This is a genomic window from Pseudorhodoferax aquiterrae, from assembly GCF_014652235.1.
Taxonomy (GTDB): Bacteria; Pseudomonadota; Gammaproteobacteria; order Burkholderiales; family Burkholderiaceae_C; genus Pseudorhodoferax; species Pseudorhodoferax aquiterrae.
Map to the genome: position 1 here is coordinate 1 of NZ_BMYK01000052.1, position 15,141 is coordinate 15,141.

At 63.6% G+C, this 15,141-nt stretch carries 26 protein-coding genes; 10 read left to right on the top strand and 16 right to left on the bottom strand.

Going from position 1 to position 15,141, the window contains the following annotated elements; all coding sequences use genetic code 11:
• Positions 1-187 precede the first annotated feature (187 nt).
• Positions 188-1,003 (bottom strand): SOS response-associated peptidase family protein, encoded by an 816-nt coding sequence (locus IE209_RS32815; RefSeq protein WP_308433249.1) that lies wholly within the window; start codon positions 1,001-1,003, stop codon positions 188-190.
• An 81-nt stretch (positions 1,004-1,084) separates the two neighbouring features.
• On the opposite strand from IE209_RS32815, the gene IE209_RS32820 reads away from it, so the two are divergent.
• Together IE209_RS32820 and IE209_RS32825 are read left to right on the top strand one after the other, a co-directional pair.
• Complete coding sequence (locus IE209_RS32820) at positions 1,085-1,492, top strand: hypothetical protein (RefSeq protein ID WP_189691063.1); 408 nt, start codon at positions 1,085-1,087, stop codon at positions 1,490-1,492.
• Complete coding sequence (locus IE209_RS32825; RefSeq protein WP_189691064.1) at positions 1,489-1,938, top strand: hypothetical protein; 450 nt, start codon at positions 1,489-1,491, stop codon at positions 1,936-1,938. The genes IE209_RS32820 and IE209_RS32825 overlap by 4 nt, the downstream gene beginning before the upstream one ends.
• 51 nt (positions 1,939-1,989) lie before the next feature.
• Here the strand turns inward: IE209_RS32825 and IE209_RS32830 are convergent, their stop codons facing one another.
• The 4 genes from IE209_RS32830 to IE209_RS32840 all read right to left on the bottom strand — a co-directional run bounded on the left by IE209_RS32830 (position 1,990) and on the right by IE209_RS32840 (position 3,319).
• Entirely contained in the window at positions 1,990-2,202 is a 213-nt protein-coding gene (locus IE209_RS32830; protein ID WP_189691065.1) for a hypothetical protein, read from the bottom strand.
• A gap of 218 nt (positions 2,203-2,420) precedes the next feature.
• Positions 2,421-2,546 carry a hypothetical protein gene (locus IE209_RS34280; protein WP_268245987.1) on the bottom strand — a complete coding sequence of 42 codons (126 nt, stop codon included), beginning with the start codon at positions 2,544-2,546 and terminating at the stop codon, positions 2,421-2,423.
• Complete coding sequence (locus tag IE209_RS32835) at positions 2,543-2,725, bottom strand: hypothetical protein (protein WP_189691066.1); 183 nt, start codon at positions 2,723-2,725, stop codon at positions 2,543-2,545. Before IE209_RS32835 ends, IE209_RS34280 begins: the two co-directional genes overlap by 4 nt.
• A 210-nt stretch (positions 2,726-2,935) precedes the next feature.
• A complete protein-coding gene (locus IE209_RS32840) occupies positions 2,936-3,319 on the bottom strand; it encodes a response regulator (protein ID WP_189691067.1) in 384 nt (127 codons plus the stop codon).
• Positions 3,320-3,583: 264 nt separating this feature from the next.
• Here IE209_RS32840 and IE209_RS32845 point away from each other — a divergent pair, with 264 nt between their 5' ends.
• The gene (locus IE209_RS32845; RefSeq protein WP_189691068.1) at positions 3,584-4,510 is read left to right on the top strand and encodes a restriction endonuclease; all 927 of its coding nucleotides are present in this window, start codon (positions 3,584-3,586) and stop codon (positions 4,508-4,510) included.
• Positions 4,511-4,657: 147 nt separating this feature from the next.
• Positions 4,658-5,080, top strand: coding sequence for a hypothetical protein (locus IE209_RS32850; protein ID WP_189691069.1), 423 nt, complete (start codon positions 4,658-4,660; stop codon positions 5,078-5,080).
• A 177-nt stretch (positions 5,081-5,257) separates the two neighbouring features.
• Here the strand turns inward: IE209_RS32850 and IE209_RS32855 are convergent, their stop codons facing one another.
• Positions 5,258-6,043, bottom strand: coding sequence for a hypothetical protein (locus tag IE209_RS32855; protein WP_189691070.1), 786 nt, complete (start codon positions 6,041-6,043; stop codon positions 5,258-5,260).
• A gap of 142 nt (positions 6,044-6,185) precedes the next feature.
• Here IE209_RS32855 and IE209_RS32860 point away from each other — a divergent pair, with 142 nt between their 5' ends.
• From IE209_RS32860 to IE209_RS32870, 3 genes are all read left to right on the top strand, one after another.
• Complete coding sequence (locus IE209_RS32860; protein ID WP_189691071.1) at positions 6,186-6,488, top strand: hypothetical protein; 303 nt, start codon at positions 6,186-6,188, stop codon at positions 6,486-6,488.
• Between the two features lie 69 nt (positions 6,489-6,557).
• The gene (locus tag IE209_RS32865) at positions 6,558-6,893 is read left to right on the top strand and encodes a hypothetical protein (protein ID WP_189691072.1); all 336 of its coding nucleotides are present in this window, start codon (positions 6,558-6,560) and stop codon (positions 6,891-6,893) included.
• Positions 6,890-7,249, top strand: coding sequence for a DUF6283 family protein (locus IE209_RS32870; RefSeq protein WP_189691073.1), 360 nt, complete (start codon positions 6,890-6,892; stop codon positions 7,247-7,249). The genes IE209_RS32865 and IE209_RS32870 overlap by 4 nt, the downstream gene beginning before the upstream one ends.
• A gap of 388 nt (positions 7,250-7,637) precedes the next feature.
• Here IE209_RS32870 and IE209_RS32875 read toward each other — a convergent pair whose 3' ends face one another.
• The 8 genes from IE209_RS32875 to IE209_RS34115 all read right to left on the bottom strand — a co-directional run bounded on the left by IE209_RS32875 (position 7,638) and on the right by IE209_RS34115 (position 11,154).
• On the bottom strand, positions 7,638-8,135 hold the full coding sequence (locus tag IE209_RS32875; RefSeq protein WP_189691074.1) for an HD domain-containing protein: 498 nt from the start codon (positions 8,133-8,135) through the stop codon (positions 7,638-7,640).
• Between the two features lie 19 nt (positions 8,136-8,154).
• Positions 8,155-8,478, bottom strand: a complete 324-nt coding sequence (locus tag IE209_RS32880; protein ID WP_189691075.1) for a hypothetical protein — start codon at positions 8,476-8,478, stop codon at positions 8,155-8,157.
• 160 nt (positions 8,479-8,638) lie between these two features.
• Complete coding sequence (locus tag IE209_RS32885; RefSeq protein WP_189691076.1) at positions 8,639-9,112, bottom strand: hypothetical protein; 474 nt, start codon at positions 9,110-9,112, stop codon at positions 8,639-8,641.
• Between the two features lie 71 nt (positions 9,113-9,183).
• Positions 9,184-9,516: a hypothetical protein gene (locus IE209_RS32890; RefSeq protein ID WP_189691077.1), complete on the bottom strand. Its 333-nt coding sequence runs from the start codon at positions 9,514-9,516 to the stop codon at positions 9,184-9,186.
• Positions 9,517-9,537: 21 nt separating this feature from the next.
• The gene (locus IE209_RS32895; protein WP_189691078.1) at positions 9,538-9,726 is read right to left on the bottom strand and encodes a hypothetical protein; all 189 of its coding nucleotides are present in this window, start codon (positions 9,724-9,726) and stop codon (positions 9,538-9,540) included.
• A gap of 54 nt (positions 9,727-9,780) precedes the next feature.
• Positions 9,781-10,176: a hypothetical protein gene (locus tag IE209_RS32900; RefSeq protein ID WP_189691079.1), complete on the bottom strand. Its 396-nt coding sequence runs from the start codon at positions 10,174-10,176 to the stop codon at positions 9,781-9,783.
• A 273-nt stretch (positions 10,177-10,449) separates the two neighbouring features.
• Positions 10,450-10,707 carry a hypothetical protein gene (locus IE209_RS32905; RefSeq protein WP_373305469.1) on the bottom strand — a complete coding sequence of 86 codons (258 nt, stop codon included), beginning with the start codon at positions 10,705-10,707 and terminating at the stop codon, positions 10,450-10,452.
• A 186-nt stretch (positions 10,708-10,893) separates the two neighbouring features.
• Complete coding sequence (locus tag IE209_RS34115) at positions 10,894-11,154, bottom strand: DUF3577 domain-containing protein (protein ID WP_189691080.1); 261 nt, start codon at positions 11,152-11,154, stop codon at positions 10,894-10,896.
• Positions 11,155-11,598: 444 nt separating this feature from the next.
• Here IE209_RS34115 and IE209_RS32915 point away from each other — a divergent pair, with 444 nt between their 5' ends.
• The 3 genes from IE209_RS32915 (at position 11,599) to IE209_RS32925 (ending at position 12,913) form a co-directional block, all read left to right on the top strand.
• Positions 11,599-11,862: a hypothetical protein gene (locus tag IE209_RS32915; RefSeq protein WP_189691081.1), complete on the top strand. Its 264-nt coding sequence runs from the start codon at positions 11,599-11,601 to the stop codon at positions 11,860-11,862.
• A gap of 8 nt (positions 11,863-11,870) precedes the next feature.
• Positions 11,871-12,068: a hypothetical protein gene (locus IE209_RS32920; protein WP_189691082.1), complete on the top strand. Its 198-nt coding sequence runs from the start codon at positions 11,871-11,873 to the stop codon at positions 12,066-12,068.
• 416 nt (positions 12,069-12,484) lie between these two features.
• Entirely contained in the window at positions 12,485-12,913 is a 429-nt protein-coding gene (locus IE209_RS32925) for an HU family DNA-binding protein (protein ID WP_189691083.1), read from the top strand.
• 111 nt (positions 12,914-13,024) lie between these two features.
• Here the strand turns inward: IE209_RS32925 and IE209_RS32930 are convergent, their stop codons facing one another.
• Entirely contained in the window at positions 13,025-14,179 is a 1,155-nt protein-coding gene (locus IE209_RS32930; RefSeq protein WP_189691084.1) for a PDDEXK nuclease domain-containing protein, read from the bottom strand.
• A gap of 474 nt (positions 14,180-14,653) precedes the next feature.
• The gene (locus tag IE209_RS32935) at positions 14,654-15,070 is read right to left on the bottom strand and encodes an AcrVA2 family anti-CRISPR protein (RefSeq protein ID WP_189691085.1); all 417 of its coding nucleotides are present in this window, start codon (positions 15,068-15,070) and stop codon (positions 14,654-14,656) included.
• Positions 15,071-15,141: the final 71 nt, after the last annotated feature.

The following is a 15,141-nucleotide window of genomic DNA, read 5'->3' on the forward strand; positions in this document are numbered from 1 at the left end:
CGCGATCACGTGGAACGCTGCCCGCCATCAGCGTGGAATGGTGCCCGCGATGGCGTGGAATACGCAGCCAGCTGGCGGGTCTTCGCTTCGATCTCGCTCATGCGGCCATCCTGTGCTCGTAGAAATAGCGCTCGCGGTCGTCGAGCATGGCCTGCAGTGCACCCAGGTTTGTCGGATCAGGGTTCAGCTAGGCCTCGTGGTGCTCGGGCTTCAACGGCACGATGCACCTGTCGTGGCCAGCGGCGGCCACCTCAGGTGGCGGCTCGTCGGTCACGGCAGCGAAGGACCAGAAGTCGGGCTCGTCGGAGCCCGGCGCCGGTGTCCAATGGGAAACCAGGCACGCGACGGCCATCAGCGGCTGGCCCGCAGGAGAGAACTCGAGCACAACGTCCTTGTCGGCTGGCCTCACGTGCTCGTAGAAGCACTCCCAGAGGGCCAGGCCATGGCTGTGGCCGAACTGCCCTCGCCAGAAGCGTGTGAGGCTCCCGCGGCGCGCGTTGTAGCACCCATCGTAGTCCTCGTCGAAGGATGCGGGCGCACCAGCTGGCCGCAGGTGGTAACGCATGGGCAGGACCACCCTATCGCCGTTCAGGACCGTGACGACCGGAGCGTAGTGGAAGGGATAGATGCGCGCGCTGCCACCCGCTACCTCCCCGGCCAACGCCTTCCGGTAGCCTTCGATCTTGGCCAGCGCGATCCGCTTGCTCTCGGTGGCCGTCTTCGTGGTCCGCGCCGCAAGCTTTCGCTCCGCCTCCACGAGGCGCGCGCGCTGCGCGAAGAGCTTTTGCTGCAGGCCGGTGGCCTCGGCTTCGCGGTGCTCGCGGATCAGCGCGCCCAGTGCCTGGTCTTCGGGTGAGGATCCCGAAAGAAACGAGTCTTCCAGCGCACGCGGGAACGCGATCTTGGCACCGGCCGCGCGCCGCTGGAACGCCGCCATGAAAGCGGCGTAGCTCAACCGCGCACCGCCGGCTACGCGCAGGTAGCGGCGGTAGTCGGCTTCCACTCGGCTGGAGTAGCACATCGGTTCATCCTACGCCGGTGTCGAAAATCCGGCACATCCGGGGATACGGCCTCACGGGATGCCGTGGGGGCGGCTTATACTGTTCATGCAAACAGTATCTCAAGGGAGCCGATTCTGCAAACCGGTGTCCAACTTTCCTTCGATCTCGACTCCTCTCCTCCTCCTGTCGCTGCTGCGCCGCCGCCGCCGTCGTACACCATCAAGCTGCGTGGTTCCGATCTTGGCGCACGAGAGCGAGCCCTGGCTGAGGCGCGTTTCGAGAAGGCACTCGAAGACAAGATCGGCTCATCGGATCAAGTGCGGGATCTGTTGCGCGTTTTGCAAGAGGCCGAGTTCCACGGTCGCGCGCTGATTGCAGACGAGCAAGTGCTTGCAAGGACATGGCAGCGCGCAACCCTTGCAGCCCGTGCCATCGGGCTCCAGAACTTGGCCGACATCTCCGATGCGTGGTTCGAGGTCCGGGCATCATGAGCGACGTTGCGCCGTGGTTTGAGCCTGGCTCTGGTTGGTATCGGATTGCGAACTGCACGCCGGGTAGCGCTGCCGACGTTGATGCGCGGACCAAGGCCGCCTTTCGCTGTGTCGTGTTCCGAATGCGCCGTCAGGGCCTGAAGCTTGCGGCCGCCGAGATCGCCGCGGCACCGCCCATTGCCGGAGCGCTGCTCTGCCGAGATTGGGGCAACTTTCCCTACTGGCACGCCGAGCTCCTGACCTTGCCGTTGCCCGGCAAGCAGCTGCTGCAGATGCACAAGGTCAAGCTCGTTCGCGTGCGCGGAGGATTTCGTCAGTACCAGGGGACCGAGTACGACGAAACGATCACCCACAGTTGGCCGCAAACCTGGTTCTGTGCGCCAAACGAAGAAGCTGGAGTCGCCGTGCTGCGCAAGATGGCAGGCAGCGAGGCGGGCCCGGGCTGATGGCCGCGACGCGGCGGAGCCAAGTGCCGCCCGCGCGGCAGAACGGTGGGATCAGCTGCTCTTGAACTCCTTGGCCATGGCATGCAGCAGCGACGTGGCCAACGATCGAAGTCGTTTAGCTTCTGCGGTCAACTCCGACGGAACGGGCAGGCCGATGTCGTGCAAGGCATTGCGGGCGCGTTCCGCATCAGCGGCGCGCTCTTCGGCTTCTTTCCACGCGATGAAGGATGGCGGCAACTCCATGGCTGCATCGAATTTGAGCAAGCCTGGCGGCCAGCAGCATCCCCAAGTTGCATGAGGGGCGATCACCCGCACGACCGGAGGCAGGAGTAGCGCGACCATCACGAGACGCAGGTGCCTATTTCGTGGGCATCGCGACGCAAGCCGCACCAGGCAACGCTTGCAGGCGGTTTCACAACCGTTGCCCACACCGTTGTCCACCGCGCGCAGGGACAACCCGGGCGCCTCGGCCGACCGGCTTGTCAGCACGCCACCTCGCGCTGCTGAGCCTGATCGAAGAGCGCCTTGCCGATCCCTTCGGCCTGGTCAACCCACCGGATCCGGTGGCTGACGAATGTCTCGGCGATCTCTATCTTCGGGGCATTCAAGGAGGAATGACATGCGCGCGGTTCACGGTCACGAAGCAGCCGAGCAGCGGACGACGATCAATCGTCGGGACAGTGCTGATGGCACACCAGCCTTCCATGTCTACGACGATGGTTGGACCCATCGCGCCCGCACCGATGCCGACCCTGTCTACCTGGAGGTCGACGACGTCGAGTTTCATGCCTTCTCGCAGCCGCGGGGTTCCTCAAGGGTCGTGCTCGTGCTACCCCGCGGTCTGGCGCGGGACCTCGGGCTGCTACATCAGCACGGCGCCGGCCGATGAAGCGACAGCCAAGAGCAGCGTTGGACGCGCTCTGAAGGCCTGCTCAGCTGGCTGAACTCTCCAGGCGCGTGTCCGCTTCTGGCGTCCTAGGCTTGGCCCCGCGGGACGTCAGCGACCCGCCAGTGCCCTGCTCACGTCCCTTACACGATCGAGCAGCGCGTCGAGCTCTTTCGATCTGTCGAACACCGCATCCACTCCGAGCGTTGCACATTCTTGGCGGATTGAAAGGCTGCCGTGGTTGGTGACGACATACATGTGCTTGCGAGGCGATCGCTCTTTGAAGGCGGCCAGAACTCCCGCGCCTGATCCTTGTTCGAGGAACAGGTCGACAAGCGCGATGTCCCATTCAACCGCCCGCATGGCTTGGACTGCTTCGGATTCAGATGCAGCCCAGCCGACGACGGTGCAGTTCTCTATCCCCTCTTCCAGGGCCTCGGCCAACAATCTCTGGATGGCTGGCTTGTCCTCAACGATGAAGATGCGAAGAGGCATGGTCCGGCTGCTCAAGATTTGAGCGCGACAGCTTACTTGGCATTGCCGCGAGTCACAGTAGGAGGAAGCGCCGACGTGCGCAGCGAGCCTTCGCCCAACACGCGGGGTGCAGCGTTTGAAGATACAGCGACGTCAGGTACACGCGACCGCCGTGTGAGGCCCTCATCTGAAGGGCTGTGACGAGCGCAAGGCCGATGGCGAACTCCAAAGCCCAGCTGGCGGACGTCGCCGTAACATCGCCGGCCAAAAGGAGGCGACAGGCGAATGGCAAGACGGAACAAGAAGGGCAACTTGGGCACCGCGCGAAATCTGCAAGCCGCGGGCGTGAAGCTGATCACGCTGGGAGTGGTGCTGCTTCTCCTGCCCCTGCTGCTGGGCAGTTCGCCGATCGGCGCCGCGCTCCGCTCAATCGGAGCATCCGGCTGGTTCGTCCTCGCGGTCGGTGGCGTGCTGCTTGGGATCGGCTACGTGATTGGCCGGCGCAGGACGCAGGACTCACCCGCGCTCAAGGTCGCGCCTCGGGAGACGCGGGGGCGCCGCACGGAGCCTTCACCATCCAGGCAGGCAAGCAGCCCCCCGGTACCGCCCGGAGATCGCGATGCGCCCCGGCCCATGCCTCTGGCGCGCCCGGACTCCTGGAGCAGGACGGTTTTCGACACCATCGAGTGGCGCCGTTTCGAAGCAGTAGTCGAGAAGCTCATGCAGCAGGGCGGCTTTCAAACACGGGCGCAGTCACACGGTGCTGACGGCGGTGTGGACATCTGGGTGCTTTCTCGCCAGGACCCGAACACTCCGATCAGCCTGGTCCAATGCAAGCACTGGCAGGACAAGCGGGTCGGCGTGGACAAGATGCGGGAGCTGCGCGGCGTGATGGCCGCGCAGAAGGTGCACAACGGCCAGTTCGCCACGACCTCGACCTTCACGGAAGATGCCATCGAGTTTGCGCGTGCCAACGGCATCGGGCTACTCGATGTCGACGCACTGCTCGAGCTCATTGGTCGGCGCACGCCGCAGCAGCAGGCCGAGCTGTTGGCTGTCGCGCTAGACGGCGAGTACTGGAAGCCGACCTGTGTGAACTGCGGAGTGAAGATGACAGAGCGTGCGCCGCGAGCGGGCGGAAGCTGGTTCTGGGGCTGCGTGAACTTTCCCGGATGTCGAACGACTCTTGGGATGCGGGCAAGGGCGGACTAGAGGAGGCGTTTCAGCGTTCTGTGCCCCGCTTCCAGGCAGTCGGAAGACGTTCAGGTGCGGCACAGTCGGTCGGCTGTTTAGCCTGGTGCAGCCCGGCGCATCGCCAGGCTGAACGACGGCTGTGCAGCAATTGCTGAAGGATGGCGCATGACGAAGAAGACCAAGGAGCTTAATTCGGTTGCACTCGCGCACCAGGCAGTCGAAGCGAAGCAGGCCGAGATCAAGGCAGCCGAGGCTGGGCTGCAGCAATTGCGGTCTGAACTCGCTGCGGCCTACCATGCCGTCGAAGACGCGCACGATGCCGAGGATGCCAAATTGCCGCAGTGCCTCATGGTCACAGTGCGGTGGCGTAGCGGAGAGGCTGAAAACCCACGCTCGGTTGCCATCGTGCGCCAGACTCCTGACAACCAGCTCGTGGCCCGGCGTCGCGGCATCGAGCACCGGTTCAAGTGGGACCAGCATCGCGAGTGCTACGTGCAAGTCGGGAAGCCCCGGTTCTTCATGGATGACGCGCGCGAGCTGCGCGATGTGCCGGCCGAGCTTCTTCCGAGGAAGACCGTCAATGGCTGACTCACCCAGACTCACCGAAGCCGCAGCCGCCAGTGCCGAACCGGGCAAGCCCTTGGCTCCCACAACGCAACCTCGTGGCGTCGGGGAACGAGATCTGATGTGTTGAGCGTCCCGATCGGGCAAGGGCGGATTGCTCTTGCCGCGCTTCCTTGCGCGTTCAATATCGTGAGCTACGGGCTACAGCTTGCCTTGGTTGAAACCCAGGTCGTGTGCGGATAGGCCGTACTGCCGGATGGCTCCCTTTATCCACTCGAGCGCCTGCGCAGTCTCACGCTCACGCACGACCTGCGCCTTGCGCTTGAGCTCCTCGATCTGAGCAATGAGCTTGGGGTACACCGGCCATTCATAGGCATCAAAGCTGCTCGTAGTTGGCAGGTTCTGCACTGAAGGCACGTGGTCTTGCCGCGCCTTGGTCTTCGACTCCGGACGCTTTGGAGCGGTCCTTCGCGGTGCGATGGCCACGCGATTCGTCACGCTCTTCTGGACTGGTTGTGGGTTCACGGCGAGTGTTGCCGTCGCGGCCCGTCGAGTCTTGCGCGGCTCTGGCGGTGTCGGCGCCGTTACAGGATCGGCCGCGGGAGCAGTGACGGTCTCGCCGGCGAGCACCGTTGGCTCAGCAATGCCCGCCAGCGTCTCAACCGGCTGGACGTCGGTCGACTTGGCTTCTAGAGGTGCTGTGTCGAGAGGAATGACTTTCGGCTCGGTGACCGCGGCTGTATCTCGGGCCGAAGCTGCGGGTTCCGCCGCGACGATATGAGTCCGGGCCGGCCTCGCGGCCGCCGTGGTCGGCGCGTCGGGAGAGGCTGCTGCAACGTGCTCGGCAGCATTCGATGACAGGCGGCGGTGCCGGATCGTGACGACGGTCGCTGCCGCGGTCTGGGGAGGGGGTGCAATCGGATCGAACAATGCTTCAGCTGCAAGCCGCGCTTCGCGCTGCTTCTTCAATTTATCGGTTTCGATCATGGTTCTGCTGTCTGCGGACCTCAAGTGAAATGGCCAGCTGGTCCGGCTGCTTTCTCTGGCAAACCGAAATCCTATCGTCTTCTGAGGGCGGGTACGGGCTGCGTGCCCTGCCTACAGCCGCTGCGCGCGCGAGAATCAACGCATGGCCTTGATCACTGTCACCCTGGACACGGAGGAGCTCGAGACTCAGATCGAGCTCTGGCGCGCGGCCGTGGACATGAAAATCCCCATCGCGGATCACCTCAAGCTGCACTTCATCGCCAAGCGGCGAGAGATCTTGGTCCGTCTGCTGGACACAGGAAAGAACTACGAAGCGTTGCTTGCCCTGATGAAGCCTGTCGAGGCGGACAAAGAACGATTCGCCGAAAGTCGCCGCAAGGTTCAGGAGTTCCGACGGTGGGCCGCAGACGGTCTGCATGAGTTGAACGAGTTGGCAAAGGGCTGATCGGAACGCGAGACGTTGAAGGTGCACGTCGAACGTTCCAAGACCAGGTAGCGTTGTCCTGGCCCGGCCATGTTGCTAGCAGGTCGCCAGCCACGCGGCAATCCCGTGCTCGGCCACAATCGCACCATGTGCGATGTACACCTTGTCGAAACCTCGCGGCAGACCTGTCTTGTGAAGGCCGGAACGGCGTGCTGCTACTGCGGCGCCGCGATTTGCGGCGAGGGGGTTGTCATCGAAGGCAACCTGGACGACGAGTCTCCTGGGCTGCATCGTTTCATGTACCACGAAGACTGCGCTTGGGACATGGAGCATGACCTGGACGAGATCGACGCGCACGATGGCTGTTTCAGCTACGGGACGGCTGTGGAGGTCATTCTCCCGACGCCAGGTAGATCACCGCAATGACGAACTGGAAACTCAAGCGCACGGCCCAGTGTGAGAAGTGTCCCTGGCGCGTAGACGTGGATCCGCACGACATTCCTGACGGCTACTGCGAGACGAAGCACCAGGCGCTCGTCGAGACCATCGCCGAGCCGGGCGCATTGCCTGTGCCCGGCGCGCCACTGCGCGCAATGGCCTGTCACGAAACCGATGAAGCGCACTGCGTGGGTTGGGTCAACCACCAGCTCGGGATCGGCAACAACATCGCGCTGCGTTTGCGCATGGACTCCTGCTTGAACATCGACAAGCTGCGACTGCGCGGGAAGCAGCATCCGTCTTTCGAAGCGACGCTGCCAGGCAAGCCGACCGAGTCGGCGTAGCCAATCATTGAGCCTGAGCGTCAGCGTTGTAGGCTGCCGCGACGAGGCCCTGCGCATGCCGCGGCTGCCTACGACCAGCTCAACAAATCGTGCGGGACCGTCACGCCGTGGTGCTCCCGCATTGCGTTCACGAAAAGCAGCCTGGATGCATGGTTCGCCGGCTCGTGCGTGCACATGATGCATTCGCCCTCCCCTGCCAGCTGAGCCGATGCGGTCCGGTGGACGTCGATGCCATACCGCTTGCTGAAGCGGGCTATGCAAGAGCCATCGAAGCCGTTGACCCATACGGTCCCGCGGGTCGGGTCTGCGCGGACCTCGAAAGGAGCTGAGTCGTCCGTCATAGACTCAATTGTGGCGAAGGGCGCCGTGCCCCCAACGGGCGGGGATCTCATGCGAGACCGGCCTGCGCACGGGCAAGCCCGAGCAACCGCGGGTCCGCGCTGGACAGCACCTCCAGCAGGGCGCGCTTCTCGGCCAGGTAGGTCTCCGCGAACTTTGGGTCGTGCCTGGCGATGCTGCTGGTGTTGCTGATGAGATCAGCGCATTTGATGGTCTGCACCCAACCGGGCGCCGTGGCAAGCCGGGCACGTGACGCCGCCTTGCGATCCGCACGGCTGCCGACCTCCAGGTCCGACAGCAGCACCACGCCCAGCCGGACCTCTTCCCCGAACATGTCCAGCAACTCGGCAGGATCGACGCCGCAGTCCTCGACGGTGTCGTGCAGCCACGCAACGGCGAGCGACTCCAGCCGGTTGTCCACGGTGGCGAGGATCCCTGCGACTTCAGCCAGATGGTCCGCATACGGATTGCCGGTGTACTTGCGCACCTGGCCAGCGTGCGCCGTCCTGGCGAACACCATGGCGCGGTAGGCGAGATCGCTGCTCATCTGGCCAGTGGCTTGGGGATCAGGCGCAGGCAGCGGCGGCGCGCAGGATCGCGAGGCGAACGGCGGGCATGCAGTCGCCTGTGTAGGTCTCAACGGCATGGTTACTGCCAGCGGTCACCGCTGCTTCGCCCGCATCCACGCCGACCTGCTTGCGGATCTGCAGCTGCATGGCAACTGCGGCACCCAGGCGAAGGGCATCGCCATCGTCAGCCCAGGGGGCCCAGTCGAAGAGGTCGCCGCGCTGGTTGCGCACGGTCCACTTTTCTGTGTACTTGGTGTTCGGATCGACGGTGAGGCCTGCCGCCTTGGCCGCCCGTTCGCGCATGCTCAGTTCGTTCGTCATGCTTGAAGTATCGGCGTCGTAAGTCCTGGCTTTGGTGGTCGATGTTCAGAACAGCATCGATTTTGCGGAGGGCCGCGAACAAGCACGGGTCACTCGACGCGCACAAGCTGATAGATCGCGCTGCGCGAGCGAGCTGTGATCGCAGGGCTGGTGAGCCCCTTCAGCCCGGCAGCCAGGCCCGGTATCGCTCGTCGTAGATCTTCTGCCACCTGCCTTTCAAGCGATGCACGATCTCGGCGCACCGCTCGGCGGCTTGCGAACGCGGAAGCTCCCACTGCAGACCGATCCAGCGCGACGCCTGTTCCGTTCCGTACACGGAGTCCGGGTCCAACAACCAATGCGGCGTGAGCGGGTCAACGATGAACAGGCTCCCGGGGGGAACAGGTGTGCTTTCGAAAGACTGCTGCAGGTAGGCAGCATCGCCCGCCACATAGTCATCGCCTTCTACGGTCAGCGTGAGGAACAGCTTGCCGGGCCAGACAGGGTCCATGTGGGGCAAGGCCTGGACGCATGTGATCCAAGCATCTGCTCCGGCCGGCAGATCGTCGGTGTCCGTGTCGATGATGTGGGACGCAACAGCGTGCAAACGCGCGGGGGCGCGCAAGCCTCTAACCGAGCATTTGGCGATGAGCATCAAGGTCCATTCCGGACGAGCGAGTTCATATCGATCCGCGATGCCCTGTTCAACGCTTCGACGACCGAACGCTACGAAGTGGCGGGAATTCGAGCGCGGGCAGCAGCGGCCCGGACGACTGCGCGCCGTATCGCCGCGCGGCGATCCAGGCCGAGCCGCTCGTGCACATGCGCCTCGGGAGACAGGGCGTCGACCTTGTCGTTCCCAACAAGCACGCGGATGGCCCGTTGCTGTGCAAGCAGTCCTGCGTCGCTGTCGTCGGTCAAAGGGCGCCAGAGCCGGAAAGCCTCGGTGGACCCGATCGGCCGTACATACATTGCGAGGGCATCGCCGTCCCAGCGGTGTTCGTACCCCGCCGCACTGGCTGCGAGCCCGAGTAGTTCCTGCTCAGTGATCTTGTCCATCCGAGGTCGAGGGTGATGTCCTCAGGCTTCCTGCGTCGCCTGGGCGCTCTGATGCGCATCCAACTCGGAGGCGTATGCCCAAGCTGGCACCGGCTTGGCGTCGGCCTCGCAGTACTTGAATGCCTCCGCCAACTCCGACATCGGCCAGTACATCAGGCCGGCGGCGGTCTCGACCAGCCAACCCGTCTGGATCATCTGTGACTTGTTCATGGGGTCATTCTCGCCGGCCACTTAGGAAGTTCAAGGCTGACGCCTGGAGTGAAGTCATCCGGCCTGGGCGCGCACCTTCAGAAAGTCTGGTGATCCGAATGCTTCGATCGTGGTGTCGGTGAGCGCCCAGAACACGATCGGATTGGCCTGCACCTCGAACGCGCTGCCTTCATACCGAACGCCAGCCGCATCTGCCGGTACGAAGCCGTGTGGAACACCTGGCTTGTCCCCAAGCCACATCCGGGCGCGCAGGTCGATGTGACGGCCGTCGTCCAGTTCGATCCAGTAGTGCGGCTCAATCTGGCCGGCTGCCTCTACGTTCAAGCGTCCCGCCATGGGTCGATGAGCGATGCCGTCGCGCTGCAGGAGCGCAGAGATCACGCGGGTCATCCCATCGCACTCTAGACGCAGGACATCGAGCGAAGCAAGCCAGCGGTACTCTTCGAGCATGCCGGCATTTTCTCCGAGCCAGTAGGACAGCAACAGCAAGTGCCATGAGGGCTGGTCAGCGAGCCTTCGCCGCCGTGATCATGATTTCACTGGCAGCAAAGTGATCATGGTCAAAACAGTTTCGTCCTGCACTTTGAGCGACTGCGTTTCCACGGTTCGGCGGTAGGCAGTTCCTGCGAGCGAATGAATGACATGTGGATGTCCATGGGCGGATGCAGGCCCCGCAGGGCTTGCAGTCCTGCGGTTGAGGAAAAGTGGCCTGCTGGCTAGGGATCAAAGGTGCGCGCGCTGCGTCCAGCGGCCGCTGCGAAGCGCATCGTCCGCCAACAAACGGGTCGGGAAGTACTCGACGGACTCCCGTGTGAAGGGGCCGTCCGCTGGGCAGAAGGTGCCGAGGTAGAAGCCGGCGGCGCTTTGCAGCACCGTCAGCTTCAGATCAGACCTGCCGCAGGCGACGGCGAGAACCCCGTGTACGGGTCGCGCGGCCGTGGCCGCCTCTTGCGGAGCTGGCGCGTGTGAATGCATGAACATCGAAACTCCTGGGTTGTGACAGAAGGCCGCCCCGACAGGCGGCAACCTGTCGGGTTGATGGTGGTGAGATGTGCCTCGGCGTTGCCGCCGGGCGCGCTCGCAAGACTGAACGCGCCTGAAACCATGGTGTTGGTGGATGGTTTCCCGCAGCGCCCGCAGTGCAGGCGCTGGGGGAACCCATCGGGTTCATGGTGAGCTCCACATGGGAACGGGAGCCACCCCGGCGGGCGTGCGCCCGTCGGGGTTGATGAGAGATGTGCCTGGCCGGCAGTACCGCGGATCGTCGGGACTGCCCCGGAGCGCGTTGATGGCGCAGCTCAGGAACGGTTCGGATCGACGGCCGCCGCTGCGGCTGTTGTTGTCGACCCAGCGGACGCGGCTGAGGTAGCCGATGCCGGAAACGTGCAAGTTGAAGTACTTGGATTGAGCTTGAGCTTGGGATGCCATGGTGATCTCCAAAAAATGGGAGGAGACCGGCATACCCGAGCTTGACTGCAAGGTCCGGACGGGGAAGTTGATCCCCGTCCGGTTGCAGTGACAGATGTGTTCTGGGCCCGACCTTAAGGGTTGAGCCGTGCGCCTTTCAAGAACCGAGGCGCCGCGTGTTTGCGTTTCGGCAGTTCACGGCGCGCAATCTAGCAAACTGGTTCGGCCATAGTCAAACGCAGCTGACACGCGATGGTCGGGTTGTCTGGCGCCGACAAGGTGATGGCTCGTCCGCGCGACCGGGACGCACAGGACTGTGTTCCTGGAACACCAGAGCAACGCGACGAGGAGGCCACGTGCCAGCGGGGCCGGAGACCCTTGAAGAGACCAGGCTGAGCACGGCGACAATGCACTGCCTGCTTGAGCTTCATCGCCAAGCCGGAGCCCAGCACTTGAGGCCTGCCCATGCAAGAAGTCGAAACCCTGTCGTCGGTCCTGTGGTGGGTCTTCCCGCTCGTGTTGCTCTGTGCCGCGGGCTGTTTCGTCGAAGGTCTGCAACACGCGTGGATGCGTGTCGTCGTGAGCCGAAGCCGCAACGTGGGGGGCCAGAATCGGCAGCTCGCAGAGTTTCTCGCGCAGGTGAAGCCGCCTCCCTATGGACTCTATGCGGTCTGCTGGATCGCAACCGGCATGCTGCTGCTGGTGGCGGCTTTCAAGATTTGGTATTGAGTTCTACGATGGACATCGACCTGGACACCGCATTGCGGGCCGCTGTCAACATCCTGCGCGACGCAGCAGAGTCGGGCTGCATGCCTTCGGGCGAGCCGCTGCCTGACAGCGCCACAGAGCTTCACCGAGAGGCTGCTCGGCACCTCGAGGAACTGCGGCACGAGCTCGCCGTGCTTGCTCAGCTGCGGCGGGCCCCACGCGACTGATCGGTGGGGCGATGGGGGCGGTGTGCGGGCTCCCTCGTGCCTCCTACCGTCAACCCTCTGCGCGTGTGCTCCCGGCTTCAAGTGTGGCCGTGCCCGGCATCACCCGACGTGCCCTGCTCAACCAGCGCTTAACCGCACGTCGATCTGCGCCCTGAACCGTCCCGGGGCGGTTCACCCTGCGCATCCTGTGGGCGCCGTGGTACAGCCTCTGGCACGTTGCCTTCTCCACGACAAGCAAGTCGCTGCAGTTCGCGCCAAACCGTAGGGTGTCCTTGCAGCGGCAACCGCCCTGTTGATCCTGCCACGGCCAACCGTCGATCCGCGGCGCGTTGTACCCGCCGCTCCTGTTTCGACTCGCCTTCTTAGAATCGTCACGCGCGACACAGCGCATCTCACAGAAGAAGGACGATTCCAACATGGCAACTGCAAAGAAGACCACTGCCGCGAAGACGGCGGCACCGGCAACCAAGAAGGCTGCTGCAAAGAAGGCGGCACCCGCCAAGAAGACCGCGGCGGCGCCCGCCGCACTCAAGCCGATCAAGACGGCGTTCAACAAGTCCACCCTTCAAGCCCATCTGGCCGAGACGACCGGCGTCGAGCCCAAGGCTGTGAAGGCTGTGCTGGCCGCGCTCGAAGCCACGATGGTCGCCTCGTTGAACAAGAAGGGCCTGGGCGAGTTCACGCTCCCCGGTCTGCTCAAGGTCACCGCGGTTGCGATTCCCGCGAAGAAGAAGCGCCGCGGCATCGACCCGTTCACCAAGGTGGAGCGCGAGTTCGCGGCCAAGCCCGCCTCGGTGCGCGTGAAGGTCCGCTCGCTGAAGAAGCTTAAGGACGCAGCGCTGTAAGGCTCTGCGACGGTTCCCCCGGCACGTGCCGAATGGGTCGGTCTGTGTTGGGGCCTGGCTGTTTCCTGTTCGTGGTGGGGCTTGCCTTCTTTGAAGGATCGGACCTCCCGGTCACTCCCCGTCCAGCTCTTCCACTGCACGATGCAAGAACGCGACAATCTCGTCTGCACCTGGCAACTGCACTTGGTACCGCGATACGAACAGTTGGTTGCTCATACCGGCCAAGGCGTACTGCACCAGTTCGGCGTTCTTGCGCGTACACAGCAAGATGCCGATTGGCGGCTGGTCGCCTTCGCTCATTTCGTGCTGCTGGTAGTAGCTGACGTAGCTGTTCAGCTGGCCCAGATGCTCGTGGCGGAAAGCGTCGTTCTTCAGTTCGAGGAGCACATGGCACTTGAGCACTCGGTGGTAGAAGACGAGGTCCACGAAAAAGTGCTCGCCGCCGATCAGAAGTCGCTTCTGTCGTGCCTCGAAACAGAATCCGTGGCCCAGCTCCAGCAGGAATGCTTGGAGCCTGTCCAGGAGCGCATCTTCGAGCTGCCCCTCAGTCAGGGCTTCGTGCGGCCTGAGGCCTAGAAACTCGAAGACGTAGGGGTCGCGGATTACTTGTTGTGGCACTGCCCGCTCGGCTGTGGCATGCGCTCGTTCGGACAACGAAGCCTTGTCGGTCGACATGCCGCTGCGTTGGTAGTACTGGGTGGCGATTTGTCGCTTGAGCTCGCGCACTGACCAAGTACCGCGGACCGCTTCAGCTTCGTAGAAGGCCCGCTGCAGTGCGTCGTCCAGTTGCAGCAGCTCAACGAAGTGTGAGAACGACAGCCGTTCCAGCAATAGATGCGCCGGGACTGTCGCGGGCACGTTGGCCAGTGCCGGCTGCTGTGCCGCTGCATCGACAGATTTGGCAGACATCGTCTGCCAAATCGGAAGGGGCAAAATTGTCGCCAATGATTTGGCAGACGGTGTCTGCCAAATTCCTGGGTAGCTCAGATAAAACTGTCTGTACAAACGCAAGCTTCGGGGAGCAACGCCTCCAACGCCAGCTTTCCCAAGGCGAGCAGAAACCTCGTCAACCAGACGAAGCCCGTAGTCTGCCCGGTCTGCACCGTTCTGTTCGAACTCGGTCAGGTAGAAGCCAAAGCACCAGTTGCGCAGCGTCAGGCTGACGTTGACCGCTTTTGCGGCCTGAGCGGCCAATGCTGCGTCGGTCTCTCGGAAGGCAATCAAGAGAGCCGAAAAGTCGGTGGGCCTGCCTACATCAGATGTCATTGCGCGCCCCAACCCTGCTTTCAGAGATCGTTTCCATAGCATGCCCTCCCCGCTCGAACTGCTTGCCAGTGGCGGTGGGCAAGGTCATGCTGTTTGCCAAGCCGACCTACTGGAGTTACATGCAGTATATGCACGTCTTGTCTGTCTGCGACTGGACGGTGCCGCCAGGGTGAACATGGGCGATGACTTGCCTCCATGACCTCATGGAGTCCGACGCGGCCGCCTCTACGTTTTTCGCAACTCCGGAAAATGCGTGCGGACCCCGGGTCAGTTCACCGTGAGCGTTAACACTGTCGCCGCAACGAGCGCGTCAGGATAGTGCACCGCCGTCCAGACCAACAGGATGCGGCCATTGAAGCCGGCAGTAGCGGGCCATCTCTGCGACTTTTACACCCAGCCAGGCAGCTACTACCTCCTCATCCTGGCCACGGCGAAGTTGGCGAAGGGCGGTTAGCACCAGACGCACCGACGCGATCACTTGACGGGCTTGATGACCGCGGCGAGCTGGTCAACGTCCTTCACGTTCACGGCGATCGGGGGCAGCCAGCGCACGTCGAAGCGACGCTCGGAGTTGGGGATCTCTTTGCCGTCGGGCCTCTTGAGCGGTCCAGACCAGAAGCCGTGCCAGTGGGCGATGCGCACGTGCGGCTCCGGGCCGCCATGCTCGCCTGACACACCCGTCTGGCGTGCCTGGTAGGCCCTGCGTAAGGCTGACCCCATGCGCACGCCCACATCCCAGGTCGTAGGCTTCTCCGCCGGAAAAAGACGCCATCCGCGCTTGGTGTGCTTGGGCGTGGGGTTGGCGGGCTGGCGCGTGCCGTCGCCGATCTCGCTGGCCTGGCTGCACACGTACAGCAGCAACGACACCACGGGCTCCACGACGGGTTGCACCAGGCTTTTGAGGTCGTACCCGGGGTCTCCTCGTTTTCAGTGCAATAAGTGACGGTACGCAAAGCTAGCAC

Bases quoted from the DNA above. Each gene is read 5' to 3' on its own strand.
- IE209_RS32825 (WP_189691064.1), top strand. From the start codon at position 1,489: ATGAGCGACGTTGCGCCGTGGTTTGAGCCTGGCTCTGGTTGGTATCGG.
- IE209_RS32835 (WP_189691066.1), bottom strand. From the start codon at position 2,725: ATGAAACTCGACGTCGTCGACCTCCAGGTAGACAGGGTCGGCATCGGT.
- IE209_RS32840 (WP_189691067.1), bottom strand. From the start codon at position 3,319: ATGCCTCTTCGCATCTTCATCGTTGAGGACAAGCCAGCCATCCAGAGA.
- IE209_RS32845 (WP_189691068.1), top strand. From the start codon at position 3,584: ATGGCAAGACGGAACAAGAAGGGCAACTTGGGCACCGCGCGAAATCTG.
- IE209_RS32850 (WP_189691069.1), top strand. From the start codon at position 4,658: ATGACGAAGAAGACCAAGGAGCTTAATTCGGTTGCACTCGCGCACCAG.
- IE209_RS32855 (WP_189691070.1), bottom strand. From the start codon at position 6,043: ATGATCGAAACCGATAAATTGAAGAAGCAGCGCGAAGCGCGGCTTGCA.
- IE209_RS32860 (WP_189691071.1), top strand. From the start codon at position 6,186: ATGGCCTTGATCACTGTCACCCTGGACACGGAGGAGCTCGAGACTCAG.
- IE209_RS32865 (WP_189691072.1), top strand. From the start codon at position 6,558: ATGTTGCTAGCAGGTCGCCAGCCACGCGGCAATCCCGTGCTCGGCCAC.
- IE209_RS32870 (WP_189691073.1), top strand. From the start codon at position 6,890: ATGACGAACTGGAAACTCAAGCGCACGGCCCAGTGTGAGAAGTGTCCC.
- IE209_RS32875 (WP_189691074.1), bottom strand. From the start codon at position 8,135: ATGAGCAGCGATCTCGCCTACCGCGCCATGGTGTTCGCCAGGACGGCG.
- IE209_RS32880 (WP_189691075.1), bottom strand. From the start codon at position 8,478: ATGACGAACGAACTGAGCATGCGCGAACGGGCGGCCAAGGCGGCAGGC.
- IE209_RS32885 (WP_189691076.1), bottom strand. From the start codon at position 9,112: ATGCTCATCGCCAAATGCTCGGTTAGAGGCTTGCGCGCCCCCGCGCGT.
- IE209_RS32890 (WP_189691077.1), bottom strand. From the start codon at position 9,516: ATGGACAAGATCACTGAGCAGGAACTACTCGGGCTCGCAGCCAGTGCG.
- IE209_RS32895 (WP_189691078.1), bottom strand. From the start codon at position 9,726: ATGAACAAGTCACAGATGATCCAGACGGGTTGGCTGGTCGAGACCGCC.
- IE209_RS32900 (WP_189691079.1), bottom strand. From the start codon at position 10,176: ATGCTCGAAGAGTACCGCTGGCTTGCTTCGCTCGATGTCCTGCGTCTA.
- IE209_RS32905 (WP_373305469.1), bottom strand. From the start codon at position 10,707: ATGTTCATGCATTCACACGCGCCAGCTCCGCAAGAGGCGGCCACGGCC.
- IE209_RS34115 (WP_189691080.1), bottom strand. From the start codon at position 11,154: ATGGCATCCCAAGCTCAAGCTCAATCCAAGTACTTCAACTTGCACGTT.
- IE209_RS32915 (WP_189691081.1), top strand. From the start codon at position 11,599: ATGCAAGAAGTCGAAACCCTGTCGTCGGTCCTGTGGTGGGTCTTCCCG.
- IE209_RS32920 (WP_189691082.1), top strand. From the start codon at position 11,871: ATGGACATCGACCTGGACACCGCATTGCGGGCCGCTGTCAACATCCTG.
- IE209_RS32925 (WP_189691083.1), top strand. From the start codon at position 12,485: ATGGCAACTGCAAAGAAGACCACTGCCGCGAAGACGGCGGCACCGGCA.
- IE209_RS32930 (WP_189691084.1), bottom strand. From the start codon at position 14,179: ATGACATCTGATGTAGGCAGGCCCACCGACTTTTCGGCTCTCTTGATT.